We start from the raw sequence: 21,980 nt of genomic DNA, 5'->3' as shown, positions 1-21,980 counted from the left end.
TCAAATGAAGCAACATCAACTCGGAGGTTTCTCTTTTTAAGTGCGGCCTCCTAATTAACTGGAGGGAAATCATGGAAAAACAAGGAATCGTGGTCTTTCAGGCTAAGGATATCGCAAAAGTCCGCCTGACCACAGGAGAAGAATGTTTAGCAACCGTTTCAGGAAAATTTCGTCAACAGGCACGAGTGCCAAAGGATTATCCTATTGTTGGTGATTTTGTCCAAGGGCAGGTGTATGATCAAGATCATTTCTTGATTGATGCTTTGCTCCCACGAAAGAGTTTTTTACAACGAAAAGTAGCTGGAAATCGGACGGATGAACAAGGGATCGCTGCGAACATCGACACGGTTTTTATTGCAACCAGCGCCAATGAAGAATTCAATTTCGCTCGGTTAGAGCGCTTTGTCACGATCGCTTGGGACAGTGGCGCTAACCCAGTGATTCTCTTGACCAAAGCCGATCAAGTCACAGCTGATGAAAAAGCAGAGCTGTTGCAAGCATTAAACGATGCTTTTGGTGTGAAAGCATTCGCTACTTCTATTTATGAACCGAACGAATTGCTGACAGAAGCCTACTTTTCAGACGGAAAAATCAGTGCATTTATCGGTTCGTCAGGCGTTGGGAAGTCCAGCTTATTAAATCAGCTCATGGAGCAAGCCGTTCAAAAAACCAATGACATACGAGAGGATAGTCGAGGACGACACACGACGACGAGTCGCCAGTTGTTCACACTGCCCTCTGGCGCAATGATCATCGATACTCCTGGCATGCGGGAAGTTGGCATCAGTACCGTTCGGTCAGCTTCGATCGAGCAATCCTTTGAAGCGATCAGTCAATATGCTGAAGGTTGTTTCTTCAGAGACTGTCAGCATGAAACAGAACCGAAATGTGCGGTCAAAGCAGCTATTGCTGCCGGTGAGCTTTCAGAAGCAGCCTTCGCTCGCTATCGCAAAATGGAAAAAGAGCTGGCGTATTTGAAACGAAAAGAACAGATCAAAGAAATGAAAAAGTAATAGTTAGCACTCCTTTCTATAAGAGGAGTGCTTTTTTGTACGTGTCAAGAGCGCCTTGTTGAGTAAAGAAGAGGAGAGCCGCAGCCAACGTTCTTGTGTTTTCACGAAAAGGCGGCCAATTCCAAAGGGCACTACATGCTAAGTGGTTGAACTAAACTAAGATCGCCTGCCTGGTTACAAGCTGTCGTCAAGAAAAGCAGGATAAAAAAACACAGTGGGGTGTTGTCCCACTGTGTTTTGAGCAATGATTTGCCCCTGCCAAGGTATTTCTAGTATAAAGCGTTGATTCTTAAATAGCAACTCGAAAAAAACGCCTCATTCAGCAGAGCGCAGAATTTTCGTCATGGCTTTTCCTTTCGCCAATTCATCGATCAGTTTATCTAGGTAACGAATTTCTTGAACTATTGGCTCTTCGATCTCTTCTACCCGAATCCCGCAAATCACACCAGTAATCTGTTTTCGTGCAGGATTGAGCTGAGGGGCTTGCTTAAAAAAGCGTTCAAAAGAAACATCATCAGCCATCTGTTGGAGTGTTTCTTGGTCATACCCAGTCAGCCAGGTAATAATCTGATCTACTTCTTCTTTTGTCCGATTTTTCCGTTCTGCTTTGGCAATATACAGAGGATAGACTTTCGCAAAACTCATTTGGGTAATCTTTTGATTTTTCATGATAAACTCCTTTAGTCTTTACACAAAGTATACTTCATTTTTTTCTTTTTGCCGAGATTTTCAACGTTTGTTGTGTGCCAAAATAGGCGAGGGGACTAAAGGATGATTTTTTCTTCTTGTTCACGAAACCCCAATACCTTTTGTCGTGACTCGCCATCCCAATAGAGCAAGTCCAAATTCTTATGCAGCATTAGCTGTGTATATAATTCTTTCAGAGTCAAAGCAGGCTTTTTGGGTTCGAAAAATAAAATCAATTGGTTATGACTATCTTGTGCGATCGTCGTAAAAGGAATCAGGTTTTCTTTGTAAGTTAAATAAATTCCTTGGTAATCTGCTGCACTCGACGACGTTGTCAGTGCTGTCAAGAGGTCTCTTGCTCTCATAATGAACCCGCCTTTACTGTTTTTTGTCGATAGGCATCGATATCCAACATGATTTTTGTTTTGCCGTATACCGTATACTTTTGCACCACGAATTGGTGGCGCTTATTCCAATAGCCACCCACAGTTAGAAACATGCCCTCATCAACATCGCCTAAAAAATTCAAACTGTGCTTCGCAATCAAACAGTTGGTGGTGCCTAGTGTAAAGCGGACCAAAGGGGAGGGGGCAAAGGAGACGATCCTTATTTTTGAGACAGCGCCTTTTTGTGTTTGCATCAGGTATTCCTCCTTTAGTAAGTAGTAAAAAGCGGATCATTCGTTGAGATCAAACCATTTTTTCTCTTCATAAAAAGCAACATGACGAATCTCATCATAATGAATTTTTTCTGTGGTTTCTCCCGTCAAATAAATGCCCAATGTGTCGTATCCGTTGATTTTTCCGACAATATCTGGGGGATAGCCACCTTCTTCATTGACTTCTTCTCGTTGGATCGCCACAGTTAGATTCTTTTTCATCGCTTCGAATAAGCATTGATTGATTTCTTCCGTTGTGAGTGACGGCTTAGGCGGACAATCAAACGTGCGTGTCGGCTCTTCTTCAATTTCAGTTGTATGCTCAGATAAAAAGAATCCTTGCCACTTTAGCTTTTTCCGATCTTCATATGGTTGCAGCATACCCATAGCAATCACCTCTTATCTATATAATACAAACATACGTTCTCTTTTGTAAAGCGAACAGATTTTTAAATTTCTGATTCTTCTATGAAACATCTAAAAAGTGCATCAAACAAGGGGATAGTGGCGGGTATCGTTTTTTTATACTATATATGTTATAATTTATCCTGAAGTAATCATGAACGTTTTAGAAAATAGCTGGCGAAAAAGGAGAATAGTATGTCTGGATTAATCGTGGTCCTGCTTACGATCTACTTTGCAAGTAGGAAAGATAAAGAACAGTGGCTTTTTGATCCCAAACGATTGACTATTCTGGCGCTTATGTTTGTGATCGTCGGCATAAGTTGGGGCTTAAATGACAAAATAATGAAGGATCCTCGGAACCAAAATATTAGAAGTGATTTACTGTTTAATTATTCGTTCCCCTTATTGATAGGTATGCTAGGTCTATTTATCAAAGAAATACCACGGTGGGGACGGATCGTGACTTTGTCATTTGGCTTTATGATTTTTGGGTATTTAGCTATGCACTATTTGATAGGGTTTCACAACCCGTATTGGGAAAATCTACAGCTAAGTCCATTGTATTGGCTACCAAGTGACTAGCCATACGAAAGTATCGCCAATGGAAACGAAAAAAAGCACTCCCTTTATTGAGTGCTTTTTTCGGCTAAATCACTGCAGCAAGATGTTTCTTTTCCCAAAAAATGGGTTGAACCTAAGTAGCAAGGGGGATCATATAAGGAGAAGTCACGACTGTTTGAATCAAACCGATTGATTCTTGACTAAACCGTGTCTTTTGATCATTGCCAAAGTAAAATATGCGACGAGCGTTCCTGCAATCCCAAAAAGTAAATCGATTCGATCAGGGGTGTTCATAAAGCCCAAGACAGTCTCGCTCAATAGATTGGCAATGAGTAAGAGCAGGGTCAATAGCGTGACGGCTTTAAATGGCGCACCTACGAGAAGCCAAAAGTACCCCAGTAAGCCAATAATCAAACTAATCGAAAAATTGGAGATATGAAGATAAAAGTCAGGATACATCGAAGTAAAGAAAGAAACGTCCAAGTACTTTGATAAGTAGAGGAAGAGGGCTGTGAACACGAAAAGCAAGTAGAGGAGTGACGCCCAGATTTTTGGTAAAAAGACTAGCTTTAATTGCTTCTTCTTTTTCATTATTATTCTCCTTTTAAAATTGTCAGCTTATACGGATGGAATTGCTTTTATCGGGTGTTAATTACACAGTGGAAAAAACAAGCTGCAAACCAGGCAAATCAGTAGTCTGCAACTCATTAATGGTAAAATGAGTTGAGGTGATAAAATGACAATAATAAACAATCAGCGATTATGGTTAGGTATAGGGATAGAAATTATTTTGCTCATATCATTCAGCATGATTATGTATTTCATCCTGACGAGTGGCAACTTGAAGCAAAACCCGTTCAGCAGTCGACGAAAAGGAAAAATAAGCTTATGGGTAGCTGCTGGTTTGATTTTACTTGCCATGATTCTAGTATTCCAAGGAATGATCAACGGCGCTTTATTCAGACTTTTTTAGCAAAATATGGACGTTTATGTCGACCTATGAACATTACAATTATATTAAATAACGAAATACCCTAAATTATCTACATGATTTTAGGGTTCTTTTTTATCGAATCATGTAATAGATATTTGCTGGCATTTGCAACGTCTAACTACTTGTGTAAGAACTTTGAAATGGATTGGCTATATATGAATAAAGTTCTAGGTAAAAGCTCAAAGATTTTCAACATGATTATAGCATACAATCAAACCGATTGGTTCGTGAATCAAGGCTGATAGCTTGATTCTGTATTTGCTGAGATAAAAAAGACGAATCCGTATGTAACTTGCTACAAGACCGTTAACAATCTGTTGATTAGTAAATCCAAAAAGAATCTGAAGAAACTTGTAAAATAAGAAATTCTTAGCTTTAGTTAAATTTTAGATGAATTAGAGACAATTTTCTGATAAAAGTCATTCGGAGGGAGGTAAAATGATGCAAAATTGACTTGAACTGTCTAAAATATCACGAACTCTTTTTCGAATATAACTTTGTATAATATATATTATGTAAACTAAAATATAAAATTTTTCGAACACCGTATTTAACTGGTAATTTTACGGCTCTCCTCCCTCTTATTTAGGATTATTTCCTTCAAATTCACCTAATTGGCAGCATAATCCAAAAAAACGGTTATTTGAGCGATAGTTTAGGATTTTTGTTTATTTTACGACTGACAAGAAAATCAACTGACAAATTATCTCTGTACCTTTGTCTGTATTTGATTTTGTTGATTCTTGAATCTTTGAATTCAAGCTTTGGTTTGCAGCTGCTGGCCAAACTCAATGAATCAGTCAAGTATTGTTGTTCACGATCTTATCAGTAATGATTCGTACTTAACCCAGTAACTAATAGCCTAATGGGAATCTTGATCACAGGCAAACCAGCAGCGATAAACAAGAAACGTTTCGTTGCGTTCAGTTTTCACCTAAACGGATCAGATTCCCATAGCGAGTCCTAATCAAGGGTTCACAGTCATCTAAGTACAATTTTCGTTTTATTGCTGCCAATAAAGCAATGACAGCAACAAAAGTTTCAAACTATGTAATACAGGATCGCCGAAAAGACAATGATCAAAATGACCAAGACAACGATTAGTTGATTTAAACGTCGAATAAGCAGGTTTTTCTTATTTTTTTCAAATTCTTTTCCTTCATTTCGATAATATTCTCTATCTTTTGTTCCCACGAGCGCCAACTCCTTTTCCCTGATTTTATCACTATCCTGAAAACAATGGGTGCAATCAAGGTGTTTTGTACAATAAATGGCAGTATTTTGTTAGAGCCTACAATCGTATGCGTATAGCGACTAAATAAGACGACTGACGAGTTCCACGTGATTCATAACGGCAGCTTTCCGAATAACGCCCATACCAGGAAACGACCTTTGCTGATAAGCAGCAACTAATAGCTGCAGCCCAGCTGTTTGTGTAGGATACTCTTCTTCATGCTGTAACAAAGCTTCCATGACTTCGAAAAACTTTTCTTTCTGATTTGGTAATTCTTCCTCAGAAAATAAGTGAACGATTCGCAAGTCTTGCTCTGCTGTCGGATAGATCCAATGCAAAACCAACCGTTTTGAGGGATAACTATGCTCATAATAAATTTTGCTATCGACAGAAAAATCACTAAATCCCGCATAGCCCAATTTATGATAAAAATGATGGGTTTTTGAAAATCCTTCCTCCGGACATTCTGTATAAAAACTATTTTTAGGTAAACGGGTAAAGGGATCTTCCATCAGTAGTTTCGGGCCGTTGATTTTATTTAACAAACGAAACTCTTTGCTTACCAGCACCGGCAGCGTATTTTCCCGCCAATCACTAGCGAGTGCTTGGTCCGCTTGATGAATGATCCAAAGATCAGGCTTTTCTTCCACTGTTTCAATGGGCCGATCTACGATCATTGCTTTAGGGGCAGCAACATTTTGCAACTCTGCTAACCCCTCTGCAGTCAGAAAAGCCCCCGCCTGTGGATTGCGAACCAGATAAAAAGGATGCTGCTTTTTTTGAAACAGGTCAATAGTCGTCCAAAACGTTTTTGATTGCTTGACCGGTTCAATGATCGGCTGGATCGCTTCTGACAAACAATCTTGTTCCAACAGTGCTTTCAACGCCAATAAATCAAATTGTTTTCCACGAATATACGGGAAGTACATCTTCTTCTCTCCTTCTTACTCGCCTGATAAAAAACGTTTTTCCAGCGCTTCATAGGCTGCTCTCGTAGCGGCCAATTCTTCTTTCAAGGCTTCGATCGCTTGCAGCTGAGTATCTTCAATAAATCGATCATAGTAATTGACTCCACCACCGAACAAGTCATACTCAGGCTGACGTTTCTTCAGTTCTTGGTACAAACGTTCTGTTGAAAATACCCGCAATCCTCGAGCAGTCTGTTTTGCTTTGCCGACTTCTCGCGCTTGTGCCGAAATCAACCGAAACAATAAGGCGTTTTCTGGAACCTGCAGCTCTTGCCGTTGGGGTTTCTTTTCGACGCTGAAATACCCTTTGCTGCCCGTTTCTTTTTCAAGAAATGCATGATAGACCAAAACACCAATTGTAGGTGCAATCTGATCTTTGACTTTCTCATACAATGCCTTGGGTAAGACAAAATAATTATAATTCCCAATAAAGGATAGTTTTGCTTTTGAGCGAAAATCTGCCAAACTAACTTTGAGTTCGTAGCAACGCCATTCAAAGGTATTTTCAGTCGTCAAGCGACAACTCAAAGTATCCACGATGCCGTGATCATCTGGCATGACTACCTCTTCTACCACAATATCACTGTTTTCCCGACAATAATAATAAAGTGCCTCTTCCATTTCTAAAGTTAAGGATGTCTTCACAAATTCACGACCTTTGTCTTGTTTCACCTATTATAAAACATACGTTCGCATTTTGGAAGAGGGAAATAAAAGCAACCTATCATCCCCTCACCTATTCGGGCATCCGTTAACGAGAATCTCTTCAACCGTCCTCTTTTTACCGCGGAATCGTAACAAAAAAAGCAGCAAGAGCACACCAAGTTGAGCGATTAATAGACCTTTAAAGGGAAATTCAAAAGTAAAGCCTGCGGGAAAATGAAAGAAATGAAAAAAATCCTGCAGTGCTTTTTGACTAAGCCACAAACCGCTGACAAGCCCTATCAAACTAATAACAATGCTTTGAATGCCTACAAAGAAAAGCTCTTCTAAGGTGATTAACAACGGAGACTGTCCTAACAACAACCGAATACTCAGGGATTGCTGCTCCTCCCCCATCAAATGAAAACGATACATGTGATTGCAGTGCCATAAAAAGGCAGCGATCAAGCCTACAGTTAGAACGCCTAGTACGAAGCGAAGCAACTGCAAAAAGAAAAGCCAACTGGCATACGTGAGATCCATCTGATTTTCACTGCTATTTGTTTCATATTGTAGCCATCGATGAAAAAGCACTAGCCAATGCTCTGCAAAGATGGCGATGATCAGTAGAAGAATCGCCAATACACCACTCATCAGCAAATTGCGCCTACGAAGTGCTGCGTGCCAGCCGAATTGGCAAGGATAGTAGAAGTACCGCCATTTGTTCATGATATCCCTCCTTTTGGCGTCTATTTTACAGAACTTTCCAAATTTAGACAAACATCATCTTGTTTACATAATATAATTATAATCAAAAAAAGAGTGCGGCACACAGCCCACACTCTTTTCCCTTTAGCTATCGACGTTTACAAATACCTTGTCAGCAGCTGCAACAAACGCTGCGGAAATTCTGTTAGATTGGAAAGATCAATAAAGCGTTCTTCCCCATAAATCGCTTTGATCACCTCTTTGTCTTGCCCAATAGCAGCTGCAAGAAACAGCACCCCTTGTCGTTCATAGTCAGCGATCACCTGCTGAATATCTTCTTTGGCTTTTACCCCTGTATAATCAGGAAGAGCTTTTGGCTGGCCATCACTGATATTCAAGAGTAATTTAGTGGTTGCCGGCTGATGAGCGAGCTTTTCAGCTAGCACGCGCAAGACAGCTCCATCACGGTTATTTTGCCGAGGCTTCATTGTCATGAGTTTCTCTGGCACAAATTCAAAGCCTTCATTGAATTCTTTGTATGCAAAAAGCGAGGTTTTTTCACGAGCGGTCACGTCCGCTGTATCGCCATAGATCATCAATGGCAAAGATAAACGTTCGGCAAAAGCATTCACCGCTAAGACCGTCTGTTGGGCATACAATATCCGATCTTCTCGAATCATCGAACCTGATTCATCGATGCGCAAAGCAAGAGCTAAGGAAGGCTGTTCTTGAGGTGGATTCTTCTTGTCAAAGGTCCGAAAATCCTGATACGCAACCTTGCTGGCATCAAAGCGTGTACCACTGTATTTACCTCTACTGTATGCCGAAGCTTGTTCGTTTTCCAATACTTCTTGGGTTTGCTTGATCAATGACTCTACGATTGGCAGCAACGGCTGCAAACGCTGTTGGGCTTCAGTCGCTTTTTCTAAATCGACGGGTGGTCGATGAACGATCAGCCCTTCTTTGGCATGGATCGATTCTTTCAATGCTTGTCGTGCTGCCTTTGATGCCGTGGTTTTCTTTTCTTTCTCATGGGCTTCATACGCTTCGATGGACAAAGAATGAGAAGCAGGAGTTGCCTCTTGTGTCTCACTCCCAGCTTTTGCTTGGCCATCATGACTATTGCGTTCTAGTTCTTCTGAAAACGTCGCCTCAGTTGCTGCGCTTTTCGCTTCTTGTTTGTCAGAATCACTGGTTTCCATCGTTCCCGCCTCAGTTTCTTGATTGGCGGTCTCAAGGACTTGCTCATTTTTTAGGATGGGCGTGCCTTCTTCCACTACATTGCGTTGGTCAGCCTCTTCGCTGCTGATTCTGCGTCCTTTGATTTGTTCTTTAAAGGCATTTAGCGGTTGTCCAGAAAACAAAAGCCGCAATTGCGCCAATAACCCTGAAGCTTCTAACGCCTGTTGTAACAGAGAAAGCTCATTTGGATCGGTAGTGATTTTGTAGAGCACTTTGCTATCAATTGCTGTAAAGGGATCTTGTCCTTGTTTGACTGCATTTAACCAATAAAAATAGGAACGCATGCCCGCCACTCCTTTGATGGCGTTGGCTTTGGCGGTCACGTCTAGTAAGCGTATGATTTCAGCCATTTTCTCTGCAGTCGTTTTGTCCGGATAATTGGTTTTGGCAATGCCTCGCTGCACCATGACTGCTAGCTCAGGTAAATCCATTTTTTCAGCATGCTGCATCCGATCTCGCAAGGATTCGTTCAAGGGGCGGTTGCCTTGGTAATTCCGATTCGTTGTGATGATCACCACACAGTCAGGGTGTCGTCGGACAAAGCCAGTCGGGATATTCAGCATCCCGTTTTGTTCAAGGGCCGAGTTTAGTGCCACTAGTACCGAAGCATCACGAATGACCGTTGGCTCTTGAATCTCAAGCAAGTAGCCTTTTTCCAGCGCCCGTACGATTTCGGAGGGATAAAATTTGTATTGAATCGTCGGTTGCTGATCACTGGTTTCGATCCGTTCGATCAGTTCCGCAAATTTCGCCCGTGCCCGCTCACGAGTCAGGGAAAAATGCCGCTGGATCAACCCTAAGACATCTTCAAAACAATCACTTTGATAAATCGCATCCAGCAAGTCCTTGTCCTCTTCTTGGTCGGTGTTGATCACTGGTAATAAAGCACCAAATACATCTGACTTATCCATATCCGCAAAGCAGGTGATTTTGGTGTAGGGCAGTTGCAAGTCAGCAGAAAGTGCCTTTGCCAACTGGGTCTTACCAGACCCAGCATCGCCTTCCAGCAACACATTGAAGATCTTCATCTCTGGATCCGTCCAATTCAACGCGATCTCTGAAGCAATTCGCTGTTCTTCGGCACTGGTCTGATGACTTTGTGGTTTTTTCCAAATCATGGTTTGTTCTAATTTGCTAAAAGCGCGTCCTTTCGTTACGACAAAAGACGGTTGATGTTGTGTCATGGCAATCTGCTCCTTTTCTTAATAACCTAGCTCATCTAAAAGCCGCTTTAGGATTTTGAAGCGTTCACCGTATAGCTCGCCATCTTTTTGCAAGGAATCATAAAAAAGCAAAATGTCTTCATCGATTTTAGGATTTTCGGTGTCTACTTCAACGGTCATTCGATTTCCTTGTAAGCCAATGATCTCGATCAACGGGTTTTCAGGATCGTAAAACTTTTCATGGCGATAGGCCTCTTGAAAATACAAACTAGATTGCGCCACTAAGATTGCTAAATCTAAGATTCTAGTGAGGGGTAGTTCTTCTGACTGACGAGACCATTTTTCACCTGTATGGCGCCAAACCTTGCCTGAGATATCGACTTTTCCGCGATCATTCCATTGTGCTAATCCGAGGGAAAGGCCTTTTGCATCTGTGTGTAATGCATTTTTTCCGTCAACAGTATCATAGTCTTCCACTTTAATGACGGGCTTATGTTTCAAGTTTTCTGGTATTTTCATTATTCTCACTCCTTGTTTAGTAAATTAGTAATTTACTAGATAGAGTAAGTATAATGAGGAAGCTGGTTTGGAACAAGCAAAAGGTCTTTTCTAGTAGCTAGGGACAGATGTCTAGTTGATTTTCAGTGGCAAACGATTCTATCCATGACTGCGGCGATTTCAGGAACCAATACCAATGTGACCAATGTGTCTTCGCTGAATGAGGAAACAAGCCGTAAAAAAGCACTTGATAAGAAGCATCTAAAAACAAACGCTCTTAAAAAGTGCTTTTTTATGACGCATTACTTCACTAACTCAATTGATTGAAAAAAAGGCGCAACGCTTGTTTTCTCTGATATGTAAGCTGCGCTTTAGGAATGCCTTGGATCGCCCCTTCAATGCCGTAGAACATATGCAAGCAAGCGCCCGCATCGCATCGCTGGCGGATAGCTAGAAAAACCTCTTCAGCCGTTTTTGTGCGTAGTTGTTCAGAGGTATTGATGCCGATACGAACCAGGTGATCCGCTAAAACCTGACCTACATTTGGTAACTTTTGCAGTTCATTCATAGGTTTCTCCTTTTTGATTGTTGTCATCCTGCCCCTCTTTCTCTTGACGAATCAACGCATAGAGCTTCATATCGAACAGCTGCTGGTTTTTCTCCGCATGCTTTCGCAAGACGCCTTCTAACGTAAAACCTGCCTTTTCCAATACACGACAAGAGGAATGATTCTTCGCAAAAGATTCTGCAGAAATACGAACAATAGTTGATGTAGTAAATACATAGTCACATAGTTGCTGAACAGCTTGGGTCATCAAGCCTTTTCCCCAATACTCTTGTGCAATAGAGTAGCCAATCTCAGCCGTTCTATAATGGATATTTTCTTTGCGAACAGCACGGATACTGCCGACTGCTCGGTCATCCACAGTGATCGCAAAGGCAAATTCTGCTTCCTCCACAGATCGAATATAGGCTTGTGCATCTGCGACCGTATAGGGGAATGGCAACCCATCTTGTAAATAATCGTGGATGGTTTGATTATTTAACGCATGGGCTAAATCTTGCGCATCGCTCATTTGCCACCTTCTTAAGGAACACTTCATAGCAATTCCTCCTTTGTCAGTCCTTCATTTTGATCCTATTGTACGAGTTTGTGTGATTTTTTACAAGCGAACCTCAAAAAAGCAGAAAAAAGAACCAGCTAGACAAACGTCTAATTGGTTCTTACATACAATGTCTTGAAAAGATAAAGGCGTGAATGAACATAGAAAAAATAATAATTATTGCGCTGAAATAGCGATCCCAATGGCTTTTTCTCCTAAATGCGTGCCGATAACTGGTCCGAAGTGACCAATCTCAATTTCTGCATTTGGGTATTTCGCTTGTAGCTTCGCTTTTTCTTCTTTCGCTACTTCTAAATTGTTGGCGTGGATTACATAAAATTTAACAGGCAATGCGATTTCTTGCTCCCGTTGACCAATGATATCCTCCGCGCGATTGAATGCTTTTTTACTGGAACGAATGCGCTCGTAAAGCACAATTTTACCTTGATCAAAGGTCAAGATCGGTTTGATTTTTAATAATCCGCCAATCAAGGCTGCCCCATTGGTTAAGCGACCGCCGCGAACCAAGTTATTCAAGTCGTCCACGATTAGATAGGCATAGGTATTGTCTCTGATAGTGTCCAGATGGGAAATGATCTCTTCTACGGTTTTGCCTTGACTTGATAGATCAAGAGCGGTTTCTACCATGTGGCCCATCGGCATACTTGTGATCTTCGAATCGTAAGGAATGATTTGAACGCCTTCGATTTCATCGGTGATTCCATAAAGCGTTCCGATAAATCCAGAGATCCCGCTTGATAAGTGGATACTAATGATCGTGTCGTAACCGCGATCTTTCAATGACTCATATAAGGCTAACACTTCTCCTAATACCGGTTGAGAAGTGGTTGGGAATTCTTTGCTGTTTTTCAGCAAAGCGTAATACTCATCAGCTTCAATGTCGATACCTTCATTGTAGACTTTTCCATCTAAAATAACAGGAATCGGTATGATAAACAAATCTTCATGGTTTTTGATCCGTTCCGGCAGATAAGCTGTACTGTCAGTAACAACGGCTAATTTCATTCTTTTTCCTCGTTTCAACAAATTTCAAACGTCATTAATAATATAGCATAAATTTACTTACTTTCAAATGGTTTTCAGAACTTTTCATTCTGCTTACTCATTAAGAAAATTCCTGATCGCTTGTTGATTGGTTTCAAGATTGACGACTAACACACTTCCGGCACTCGCACTTGAACCGTATTGCCAAGAGTCAGCGACTGGGACAGTCAAGCTGTCGACTCCTCCCGCCCCTCGAGCAATCGAGAAGGTATTTTTTAATAGGAAAGACATTGGCAGGTTGGTGGAAGCATAGCCTAAGACTTTTCCAGCTGCATAAGGCAATTTTAAAATAGCTAAAGGATTTTTCATTTCGCTAAAGATCGCATCCATTACTTGCTGCTGTCGTCTTACACGACCGAAGTCACCTTCTTCGTCCATCCGAAAGCGTGCGTATTGCAACAGCTCAAGCCCATTCATTTGTTGTTGCCCTTGCTTGATGGCAACTTCAAGATTTTTACTCATATCTTTTTCCGCGTTGATAGCAACGCCTGAGGGAAACAATGTGTCGATCACTTTTTCAAAGGAACGAAAGTCAACTTTTGCATAATAGTTGGTTTCTAGCCCGAAGTTCTCCGCTAACGTTTGTCTAACCAAATCAGCACCACCAAAAGCATAAGCCGCATTGATCTTGTTTTCGCCATAACCGGGAATCGTAACTAAAGTATCCCGCATAAAGGAAAGTAGCTTCGGTTGCTTACTGGGACCATCTAATTGCAAAACCATAATAGTGTCTGCTCGTCCAGCTTCTCCTTCACGACTATCACTACCAATGAGCAATATATTCCGAGCACCATTTGCAGCGGCCGTACCATTAAAGGACTCTTCATCAGTCGTAGCAAAAGCAGCGTCACTTCTTGCGACTTGCTGACCGACAAGAAACGCAATCAATGAATAGGCAAAAAGCACCAATAGTACCCGAACCACAATACGCAGAACTGGGTGCTTCCGCTTTTTCTTTTGTTTGGGTTGCTTGGTCTTCTTAAGCTTTGACGGTTTTTGTTTGCTTTGTTCCTGGCTTTGATGCATCGCAGGCCTCTGAGCAGATAGCGGAGGGATCGCGCTTTTTCGTCCCTCAGATTTTATTGCTCCTACTTGTGACTGTTCTCGAGAACTTTGAGCCGCACGAGAGTCGCTTGCCCTAGGATGCTCGGTGTTTTGATAAGGAATGTCTCCTACTCGCTCATCAGCAGAAGAAGTAGAATCACTCGGTCTGACGCGCTGGTTTCTTCTTTTGGCTTCTCGACGGGCAAAGATACTTTCTTTGGCTGCCTGACTGGATTCCTTTTCTAGCCGTTCATGCAGTTTTTTATTTTTTTCCATCCTGCTCATTGCTTCTGATCCTCCAACTAAAAAATAGCTCTCTGTCTATAAGGATACCCTAGACCTTATAGAAAGAAAGCTATTTTCTGAAATTTTAACCTTTTTCTAGGAAATTTCTTCATATTTTACCTTAGATGCTTTGATGCACCTTGTCGTAAGCTCACAAATCCTGCTTGCTCATAAAATGATTTCACTTGGTTTGCCGACCAAAAGTTTAGTGAGAGATCATCGAAGCCTTTTTCCAGCGCAACATTTTCAGCAAATACCAACAATTGTTTTCCAATATGCATCCCTTGGTACCGAGGGTCAACAGCGATCGCTGCAATTTCCAGCCACTTTCGTTCATGCATCATCGCATTTTGTGGCAAACAGACCTCTTGAAGATGCACAAAGCCACAAGGCTGGTCCGCCAACCAAGCGATAAAAAAGTGGTGGCTTGGCTCTTGCAGCTGCTGTGTGATTGCTTGTTCAAATCTTGACTGATCAAAGGGCTTAAAAATCGTTGGGTACCATTGATGGTGCTGTGTTTGGATCTCTTTATGAAACGTTGCTAAAAGGGTTTCATCATGGCTAAATTTTATTTTGACTTGAGTCATTTTTTGTCACTTCCTCAACAACATTTACGGAATACACGCCGAGAAGATGGACTTGACCACCCAACAACTGAATCTCTTCAAAGGCATTTACAATCAGTTGCCACGGCTTGTCCATCACCAGATCGATCACGAAAAAGTATTCCCCTAAGGTGGTTTTTGAAGGCCGCGATTCAATTTTGCTTAAATCAATTTCTCGCCAGCCAAAGGTTGCTAAGATTTTGTGCAAGATCCCCGGTCGATTTGCTGGGAGCGTCACAAAAATCGTTGCTTTCTCAGCAGTCTGCTCTGGTAATTGGGTGTTTGCTGCTTTCTTCGTCAAAACCCAAAAACGGGTTTGATTAAAGGCAACATCTTGAATATTGGTTTTTTTGATCGTTAATTGATAGGCCAATGCCGCTTCTTTGGAAGCAATCGCCGCAACTGCTTCTTCTGGATGTTTTGCTACGTAGGCTGCTGCAGTCGTTGTGGAAGCAACCGCCTCAACAGTAGCTCCAGCAAATCGGGCTTCGATGAAGTCGGCACATTGCGCTAAGGCTTGCGGATGAGAAATTATCTTAGTGATGGGACGGTTGTCTTTTGCTGATTGCTGAGAAACTAACAATTGATGATTGATCGGTAAAATAACTTCCTGTTCGATGCTCAACTGATTTTGACGAAAGAGCGTATCAATCGTGGCATGAACAGATCCTTCTAATGAGTTCTCGTTCGGAACGACCGCGCGATCGATCACGCCGTTAGCTAGCGCTTGAATACAAAGCGGAATCGATCCATAGGGGATACAGGTATTTTCCGGATAAGCTTCTTGCGCAGCTAAATGCGTAAAGGAACTTTTCGGTCCTAAATAACCAATCTTCATTTTATGCACCCGCTTTGATCAAAATTTCCTGTACGATTTCTTCTGGTGCTTTGTTCGTCGTTTCAACGATCAATGAAGCAGTTTCTTCATAAAGAGGGATCCGAGGACGGTAAACAGCCAATATTTCTTCTGGTGATTTTGAGACGACTAAGGGACGAATGCTGCCATTATCCGCCTTTAAGCGATGAATCAGCTCCTCGGGATCTGTTTTTAAATACACGACGAGCGGCATCTCTTTTAAAAGTTGACGATTTTCTTCTTTTAATACGATGCCCCCACCAGTGGAAATAATTTGTTCCTTTGCCAAAGTTTTAGCTAAAATATCCGTTTCGATTTTGCGAAAGGCTTCCTCACCGTGTTGGTCGAAAAATTCTTGAATGGTCATGCCGATCTCAGCAACGATCAAGTCATCAAAATCCACATGAGACTGTTTCGTTTCTTCAGCCAAAAGACGACCAATCGTGGTTTTTCCAGCACCCATAAATCCAATTAATATCACTTTTTTCACTCGCTGTTTCCTCCTTTAGCCAAACGTGCGACATCCTCAAAAAAATCAGGATAAGAAACTGCTACGGCTTCGGCTTTTTCTAATTCTACCTCTTCATCTGTCAATAAGGCGGCAATTTGCAGCATCATGCCGATGCGATGGTCCCCCCGACTTGACACACGTCCGCCATGCAAAGGGGTTGGACCGTTGATGATCAACCCGTCCTCGGTGGGAGTGATGTCCGCCCCAAGTTTTGTCAACTCTTCGGCAGTTGCATCAATTCGGTTGGTTTCTTTTACTTTCAGTTCTTCCGCATCTTTGATCACCGTTTTGCCATGAGCCTGCGTGGCTAACAACGCAATGATCGGCAATTCATCGATCAAGCGTGGGATAATATCGCCAGCGATGGTTACTGCCTGCAAGGTAGAACTTCGAACGGTAAGGTCAGCTGATTGATTCTGATCGTCTTGATTGGAACAAGCAATCGAAGCACCCATCTCCTCTAGCACGTCAAGAATTCCTGTACGAGTGGGGTTGATCCCGACATTTTTTAAAACGATCTCACTTTCTGGCATAATCGCGCCGGCTGTTAGGAAAAAAGCAGCGGAGGAAATATCACCAGGAACAATTACTTCTTGTCCTTGGAGTGTTTGAGGTCCCGTCACAGTGATCGTTTTGCCTTGTGTTGTGATGACGCCACCGAATTGACGGATCATTTCTTCAGTATGGTTACGGCTCGCCTCTTTTTCAATAATCGTCGAGGTACCTTGTGCTTGCAATGCCGCAAAAATCAGCGCCGATTTTACTTGGGCACTTGCTACGGGCATCTGATAATTGATGGGCTGTAAAGAAGCAGTACCATTAACGGTGATCGGTGGGAACTCCGTCTGCTCATGCCCTCTCACATTGGCACCCATTTCTCTTAATGGCAGCATCACGCGATTCATTGGTCGTCTATTCAATGAGTCATCACCGAATAAGGTAGTTGTAAATGGCTGTCCAGCCAAAATCCCCATCATTAGACGAATCGTTGTACCAGAATTACCGATATCGATTGGTTCGTGGGCAGGCTTAAGGCCATTGAAGCCCTGTCCTTCAATCGTGATCGTCTGACCGTCATCATGGATCGGAACCCCTAATGATTGAAATGCATGAAGGGTGCTATAGCAGTCTTCTCCACGTAAGAAATTTCGGACAGTCGTTGTTCCTTCAGCTAACGCCCCGAACATGATACTGCGATGCGAGATCGATTTGTCAGCAGGGACCGCTATCGTCCCTTTTAAATGTGTTGCTTTTTTTAGTTTCATCCCAGCCTCCTATTTTTTTCGACACGAATAGGTCGTCTTGTTTTGGATCAGCTGCTCTGCTTGCAGCAAATCATTTTGCGTTTTAAATGAAATCTGTAAAACACCAATGATGTCTTCTCGAGTTTCAAGAATTTTTAAGTTGATCAAAGAGAGCTGATGTTCGCTCAATAGCCCCGTCACTTCAGCGACAACACCAGGATGATCCGGTACATCGATGAATAGATCATAAAATGCCGGGATCGCGCCATTTTGATGAACCGGCAATTGATCCCGTGTTTCCTTCGCGGATTCAAAGAACCGAAAGATCGCCCGTTCGTCTTTTTCTTGCAACCAGTGAGCCATGGTCGTCATTTGTTTTTGCCACTCATCGATCAGCTGCAGCAGTTCCTGTCGATTACTCAATAAGATATCGGTCCACATGCGAGGATCTGAAGAAGCGATGCGAGTGATATCGCGAAAACCGCCTGCTGCAAGTTGTTGCGCTCTGGGGTGGGCTTGGTTGAAAGCGTCTGCCTGATTGACTAATCCAGAAGCAATAATATGGGGCAAATGGCTCAACATCCCTGTGATTTGATCATGCTCTTTTGGCGCAAGCGCCACATATTTGGCTCTAGTGCCGCGAAAAAGCTCTTGCAGCTCTTCCATCCGCTGACTTTTCGTCGGTGTGAAGATATAGTAAGCATTCTCGAAAAGGTTCTCATCGGCTGCTGTGATCCCTGATTTATGAGAGCCAGCCATCGGATGGCCCCCAATAAAATCAAAGGAAAAGGACTCGGCGAATTGGGTGATTTCCGCTTTGGTACTGCCGGTGTCTGTTACTAGCACCGAAGACTTTAATGAAAGTGTCCCCAGTTCGGCAAGATATTTTTTGGTGATCTCTACCGGCAATGCCAACAAAATCACGTCGGCACGGACAGCACCTTCTGAAAATGAAGGGGGCACTTCGTCTACTAAACTTGTCGCTAATGCGATCTCATTGGTTTCCTGACAATCCCAGCCCATCAAATGCACTTGCGGATGTGCCTTTTTGATACATTTTGCTAAGGAAGCGCCGATCAATCCTAGACCGGCGACAAAGATATTTTGGTTCATGAAAAGAATCCTCATTTCTACTGGAATTTTTGCTGGTTCTTTAATCAGTAGGTTAACAAGTATTCTCGATACGCCTGAACAGATGCAGTCAATTCTTCGAATGAATCACTTGGGAACTTTTCTAATAGTTCATTGGCCACCACTGTCGCCACCACACTCTCACAAACAACACTGGCTGCTGGTACAGCGGTGCTATCTGAGCGTTCGACGCTTGCTTTATACGGTTCTTTGCTGTCGATATCCACACTTTGCAACGGCTTGTACAAGGTCGGGATCGGCTTCATAACACCACGAACCACGATTGGTTCACCGTTCGTCATGCCGCCTTCAAACCCGCCAAGGTTGTTGCTGCGACGGGTATAGCCTCGTTGTTCGTCCCATAAAATCTCATCCATGACTTTGGAACCTGGCAAAACACCAGCCTCAAAGCCAACGCCGAACTCAGCACCTTTAAAGGCATTGATGCTGACCACGGCTTGGGCGATTTTCGCATCAAGTTTTTTGTCCCATTGCACGTAACTACCTAAACCAGCAGGAACGCCGCCAACAAGTACTTCCACTACACCGCCGATCGTATCGCCATTTTTCTTCGTTTGATCGATCAGCTGCTTGATTTCTTCTTCGACTGACGGATCTAACACCCTTACTTCTGAAGCTTCAGAGCGTTCTGCGATTTCTTTGACGGTCAACCCTTCAGGAATTTCCGCTTTGATGCCGCCTAACATTGTTACATGACCTGCCACATCGATGCCAAGCTCCTTTAAAATTTTCTTCGCGATTGCTCCGATGGCTACCCGCATAGTCGTTTCCCGGGCAGATGAACGTTCCAAGACGTTTCGTAAATCTTGATGATGGTATTTCATGCCGCCGACTAAGTCAGCATGACCAGGTCTTGGTCGTGCCACTCGTCTTAGTTTGCGGTCTTTTTCTGGTACCTCTTCGATCGCCATGACCTTGGTCCAGTTTTTCCAATCTTTGTTCTCAACCACTAAAGTCACAGGAGAGCCTAGTGTTTTTCCATGACGGATACCCGAAGTGATACGGACTTGGTCTTTTTCAATCAGCATCCGTCCCCCACGGCCATAGCCGGTTTGTCGTCTCGCTAATTCAAAATTAATGTCTTCTGCTGTTAATGGCAATCCTGCCGGTAAACCTTCGATAATGGCGGTCAACTCTGGTCCATGTGATTCGCCTGCTGTAATATAACGCATGATCCGTTACCTTCCTTTCTTATAATAGGTAGTCTTTGATTTTTTCAGTCGGGATCGTCACGATTTTCGCCTGTCCGATCGCTTCTAATAGAATAATCTTCAATTGTTGCCCGCGGGCTTTTTTATCATGAGTGATTGCTTGGTATAATTGCTCTTTATCTATTTCACTTGGTGTGATCGGCAAATGAAACTTCTCAACCATTTCTGTAAGCTGCTGGGTCGTACCTTTTGGTGTTAATCCGATGGCTTCTGCATGACGGGTGATCATGATCATCCCCATTGCAACCCCTTCGCCATGACTGGTGTCAAACGCGGCTGTTCTTTCTAAGCCATGCCCGATCGTATGACCGAAGTTCAGTGTCAGACGACTGCCATGATCAAAAGGATCTTCTTCTACTACTTTTTGTTTTACCTTTAAAGAAGCAGTGATTACTTTCTCAGCATGTGCCAAAAGATCGACTTCATCTTTCAAACCTGCTAACGTTTGCCAAAGCTCAGGATCTGCAATAGCGGCTGACTTGATGATTTCAGCAATGCCTTCTTGGACGCGTTTGAGGGGCAAACTTGTAAGTAAATCTGGATCGATCATCACACCGGCTGGTTGTGCAAATGTCCCGACGAGATTCTTGGCACTGCCAGTATTTACAGCTGTTTTTCCGCCGATACTTGAATCGACCTGTGCCAATAACGTCGTTGGAATCTGCAAGAAATCAATGCCGCGCATATAAGTAGAAGCAACAAATCCTCCAAGATCACCAATCACACCGCCACCAAGGGCAATGATCCCATCGCTTCTGGTCATTCCGAGTTGGGCAAGACCATCATATAAATTAGCTGCTTGCTCTAGTGATTTGCTTTTTTCGCCAGCTGGTACGACTAACAGTGTTGCCTCAAACCCTGCAGCGGTTAAGGAATCGACGATTTGTCCGCCATACAGGGGTGCGACGTTGCTGTCTGTAATGACGGCAATACGCTGTTTGTCCCACAACTGTTGCACCCAGGTTCCGACTTTTTGAAACGCCCCTCGTTTGATGAGGATATCATAGGAATGTTCTTCTAAATGAATGTGTAACATTGATTTTTGCACCTCTTTTATTGGTTGTCTTGACGCTTAGTCTTGCAACGCTTTGATTTCTTTCATCGCTTTTTCCATGATATGGACTTCTTTCATCATGTTCATGTACGTTTTTTCATTAAGTGATTGAGGACCATCAGACCAAGCATTGGCTGGATCTGGATGGATCTCAACGATCATCCCATCGGCGCCAGCAGCAACACCCGCTCTAGCCATAGGCGGTACGAGATCCCAGATACCTGTTCCATGACTAGGATCAACGATGATTGGGAAGTGGCTCAGTTTTTTGATGATTGGTACCGCACTTAGATCAAAGGTATTACGGGTTGCTGTTTCGTAAGTTCGGATCCCACGTTCAATGAAAATCACTTCACTTTTATCTTGAACGGCGATGTATTCCGCTGCATTCAACCATTCGTCGATCGTGCCAGAGATGCCTCGTTTAAGGCCAATTGGTTTCCCAGTTTTCCCAACGGCAGCTAGCAATTTGAAGTTTTGCATGTTCCGAGCACCAATCTGCAAAATGTCACTGTATTCCGCAACCATATCGATATGTCCTTCGTCCATGACTTCTGTGATGACTTTCATGCCCGTTTCATCCGCTGCTTGACGAATGTATTTTAGCCCTTCTTCTTCCAGCCCTTGGAATGCGTATGGCGACGTGCGTGGTTTGAAGGCACCACCACGTAAGATTTGTGCACCACCAGCTTTAGCGATTCGGGCACATTCACGAATTTGGTCTAAGCCTTCAATCGAACATGGACCAGCCATCGTAACAAAGTTGCCGTCACCGATTTTCACGCCATCTACATCCACAACCGTATCTTGCGGATGGAACTCACGAGAGGTCAATTTGTAGGTGTTTGAGATCCGAATGGCATCTTCGACACCCTCGTAGCTGCGAAAAGCAACATCTTGGATGCGGCGGGTATCCCCTTTTAAGCCGATAACGACCTGTTCTTTTCCTTGGTTGACTTGAACATCTAAGCCTTCTTTTTTGATTCTTGTTACAACAACTTCAACTTGTTCTGGCGTAGCGCCTGGTTTCATAATTACGATCATTTTTTCTTCCTACTTTCGTTTTTTTCTGTTTTT

Annotated in this window: 24 protein-coding genes; 2 read left to right on the top strand and 22 right to left on the bottom strand. The window is 42.9% G+C overall.

The window, feature by feature from the left end; all coding sequences use genetic code 11:
- The first annotated feature begins 71 nt into the window (after window positions 1-71).
- Window positions 72-1,013: a ribosome small subunit-dependent GTPase A gene (gene rsgA / locus IGJ15_RS08015; protein ID WP_128489699.1), complete on the top strand. Its 942-nt coding sequence runs from the start codon at window positions 72-74 to the stop codon at window positions 1,011-1,013.
- Between the two features lie 315 nt (window positions 1,014-1,328).
- Here the strand turns inward: rsgA and IGJ15_RS08010 are convergent, their stop codons facing one another.
- The 4 genes from IGJ15_RS08010 to IGJ15_RS07995 all read right to left on the bottom strand — a co-directional run bounded on the left by IGJ15_RS08010 (window position 1,329) and on the right by IGJ15_RS07995 (window position 2,745).
- The gene (locus tag IGJ15_RS08010; RefSeq protein WP_015509694.1) at window positions 1,329-1,682 is read right to left on the bottom strand and encodes a DUF2200 domain-containing protein; all 354 of its coding nucleotides are present in this window, start codon (window positions 1,680-1,682) and stop codon (window positions 1,329-1,331) included.
- 95 nt (window positions 1,683-1,777) lie between these two features.
- Window positions 1,778-2,065, bottom strand: a complete 288-nt coding sequence (locus IGJ15_RS08005; RefSeq protein WP_005226077.1) for a hypothetical protein — start codon at window positions 2,063-2,065, stop codon at window positions 1,778-1,780.
- The gene (locus IGJ15_RS08000) at window positions 2,062-2,340 is read right to left on the bottom strand and encodes a hypothetical protein (protein WP_010748343.1); all 279 of its coding nucleotides are present in this window, start codon (window positions 2,338-2,340) and stop codon (window positions 2,062-2,064) included. Before IGJ15_RS08000 ends, IGJ15_RS08005 begins: the two co-directional genes overlap by 4 nt.
- Window positions 2,341-2,376: 36 nt before the next feature.
- Window positions 2,377-2,745 carry a hypothetical protein gene (locus IGJ15_RS07995; protein WP_074535836.1) on the bottom strand — a complete coding sequence of 123 codons (369 nt, stop codon included), beginning with the start codon at window positions 2,743-2,745 and terminating at the stop codon, window positions 2,377-2,379.
- Window positions 2,746-2,958: 213 nt separating this feature from the next.
- Between IGJ15_RS07995 and IGJ15_RS07990 the strand changes: the two genes are divergently transcribed.
- Complete coding sequence (locus tag IGJ15_RS07990) at window positions 2,959-3,345, top strand: hypothetical protein (protein WP_074535834.1); 387 nt, start codon at window positions 2,959-2,961, stop codon at window positions 3,343-3,345.
- Between the two features lie 159 nt (window positions 3,346-3,504).
- Here the strand turns inward: IGJ15_RS07990 and IGJ15_RS07985 are convergent, their stop codons facing one another.
- From IGJ15_RS07985 to aroF, 18 genes are all read right to left on the bottom strand, one after another.
- Window positions 3,505-3,915, bottom strand: coding sequence for a hypothetical protein (locus tag IGJ15_RS07985; protein ID WP_074535832.1), 411 nt, complete (start codon window positions 3,913-3,915; stop codon window positions 3,505-3,507).
- Between the two features lie 1,717 nt (window positions 3,916-5,632).
- Window positions 5,633-6,481, bottom strand: a complete 849-nt coding sequence (locus IGJ15_RS07980; protein ID WP_333719165.1) for a sce7725 family protein — start codon at window positions 6,479-6,481, stop codon at window positions 5,633-5,635.
- Window positions 6,482-6,496: 15 nt separating this feature from the next.
- Window positions 6,497-7,165, bottom strand: coding sequence for a hypothetical protein (locus tag IGJ15_RS07975; protein WP_159161339.1), 669 nt, complete (start codon window positions 7,163-7,165; stop codon window positions 6,497-6,499).
- An 87-nt stretch (window positions 7,166-7,252) separates the two neighbouring features.
- Window positions 7,253-7,891 (bottom strand): hypothetical protein, encoded by a 639-nt coding sequence (locus IGJ15_RS07970; protein ID WP_333719166.1) that lies wholly within the window; start codon window positions 7,889-7,891, stop codon window positions 7,253-7,255.
- Window positions 7,892-8,028: 137 nt separating this feature from the next.
- Window positions 8,029-10,296 carry an AAA family ATPase gene (locus tag IGJ15_RS07965; protein ID WP_430599440.1) on the bottom strand — a complete coding sequence of 756 codons (2,268 nt, stop codon included), beginning with the start codon at window positions 10,294-10,296 and terminating at the stop codon, window positions 8,029-8,031.
- 18 nt (window positions 10,297-10,314) lie between these two features.
- Complete coding sequence (locus tag IGJ15_RS07960; RefSeq protein ID WP_005235941.1) at window positions 10,315-10,794, bottom strand: DUF6530 family protein; 480 nt, start codon at window positions 10,792-10,794, stop codon at window positions 10,315-10,317.
- 289 nt (window positions 10,795-11,083) lie between these two features.
- Window positions 11,084-11,341 (bottom strand): TfoX/Sxy family DNA transformation protein, encoded by a 258-nt coding sequence (locus IGJ15_RS07955; protein WP_430599439.1) that lies wholly within the window; start codon window positions 11,339-11,341, stop codon window positions 11,084-11,086.
- The gene (locus tag IGJ15_RS07950; RefSeq protein WP_194192792.1) at window positions 11,334-11,876 is read right to left on the bottom strand and encodes a GNAT family N-acetyltransferase; all 543 of its coding nucleotides are present in this window, start codon (window positions 11,874-11,876) and stop codon (window positions 11,334-11,336) included. The genes IGJ15_RS07955 and IGJ15_RS07950 overlap by 8 nt, the downstream gene beginning before the upstream one ends.
- Before the next feature lie 177 nt (window positions 11,877-12,053).
- On the bottom strand, window positions 12,054-12,902 hold the full coding sequence (locus tag IGJ15_RS07945) for a DegV family protein (RefSeq protein WP_005235946.1): 849 nt from the start codon (window positions 12,900-12,902) through the stop codon (window positions 12,054-12,056).
- A 93-nt stretch (window positions 12,903-12,995) separates the two neighbouring features.
- Window positions 12,996-14,270, bottom strand: coding sequence for an LCP family protein (locus IGJ15_RS07940; RefSeq protein WP_086295399.1), 1,275 nt, complete (start codon window positions 14,268-14,270; stop codon window positions 12,996-12,998).
- Window positions 14,271-14,386: 116 nt separating this feature from the next.
- On the bottom strand, window positions 14,387-14,857 hold the full coding sequence (locus IGJ15_RS07935) for a GNAT family N-acetyltransferase (protein WP_086295401.1): 471 nt from the start codon (window positions 14,855-14,857) through the stop codon (window positions 14,387-14,389).
- Window positions 14,832-15,713 (bottom strand): prephenate dehydratase, encoded by an 882-nt coding sequence (gene pheA, locus IGJ15_RS07930; protein WP_086295403.1) that lies wholly within the window; start codon window positions 15,711-15,713, stop codon window positions 14,832-14,834. The genes IGJ15_RS07935 and pheA overlap by 26 nt, the downstream gene beginning before the upstream one ends.
- 1 nt (window position 15,714) lies before the next feature.
- A complete protein-coding gene (locus IGJ15_RS07925) occupies window positions 15,715-16,221 on the bottom strand; it encodes a shikimate kinase (RefSeq protein ID WP_008379901.1) in 507 nt (168 codons plus the stop codon).
- Window positions 16,218-17,507: a 3-phosphoshikimate 1-carboxyvinyltransferase gene (gene aroA / locus IGJ15_RS07920; RefSeq protein ID WP_086295405.1), complete on the bottom strand. Its 1,290-nt coding sequence runs from the start codon at window positions 17,505-17,507 to the stop codon at window positions 16,218-16,220. The genes IGJ15_RS07925 and aroA overlap by 4 nt, the downstream gene beginning before the upstream one ends.
- A 9-nt stretch (window positions 17,508-17,516) precedes the next feature.
- Entirely contained in the window at window positions 17,517-18,599 is a 1,083-nt protein-coding gene (locus tag IGJ15_RS07915; protein ID WP_430599438.1) for a prephenate dehydrogenase, read from the bottom strand.
- A gap of 44 nt (window positions 18,600-18,643) precedes the next feature.
- A complete protein-coding gene (gene aroC, locus IGJ15_RS07910) occupies window positions 18,644-19,810 on the bottom strand; it encodes a chorismate synthase (protein WP_077453377.1) in 1,167 nt (388 codons plus the stop codon).
- Window positions 19,811-19,829: 19 nt separating this feature from the next.
- Window positions 19,830-20,885 (bottom strand): 3-dehydroquinate synthase, encoded by a 1,056-nt coding sequence (gene aroB / locus IGJ15_RS07905; RefSeq protein WP_015509713.1) that lies wholly within the window; start codon window positions 20,883-20,885, stop codon window positions 19,830-19,832.
- Between the two features lie 36 nt (window positions 20,886-20,921).
- Window positions 20,922-21,947, bottom strand: a complete 1,026-nt coding sequence (gene aroF, locus IGJ15_RS07900) for a 3-deoxy-7-phosphoheptulonate synthase (protein ID WP_005226100.1) — start codon at window positions 21,945-21,947, stop codon at window positions 20,922-20,924.
- Between the last annotated feature and the right edge of the window lie 33 nt (window positions 21,948-21,980).

It is taken from the genome of Enterococcus sp. AZ079 (genome assembly GCF_050547255.1).
Taxonomy (GTDB): Bacteria; Bacillota; Bacilli; order Lactobacillales; family Enterococcaceae; genus Enterococcus_D; species Enterococcus_D casseliflavus.
This window is presented reverse-complemented; position numbering and strand designations above follow the sequence as displayed.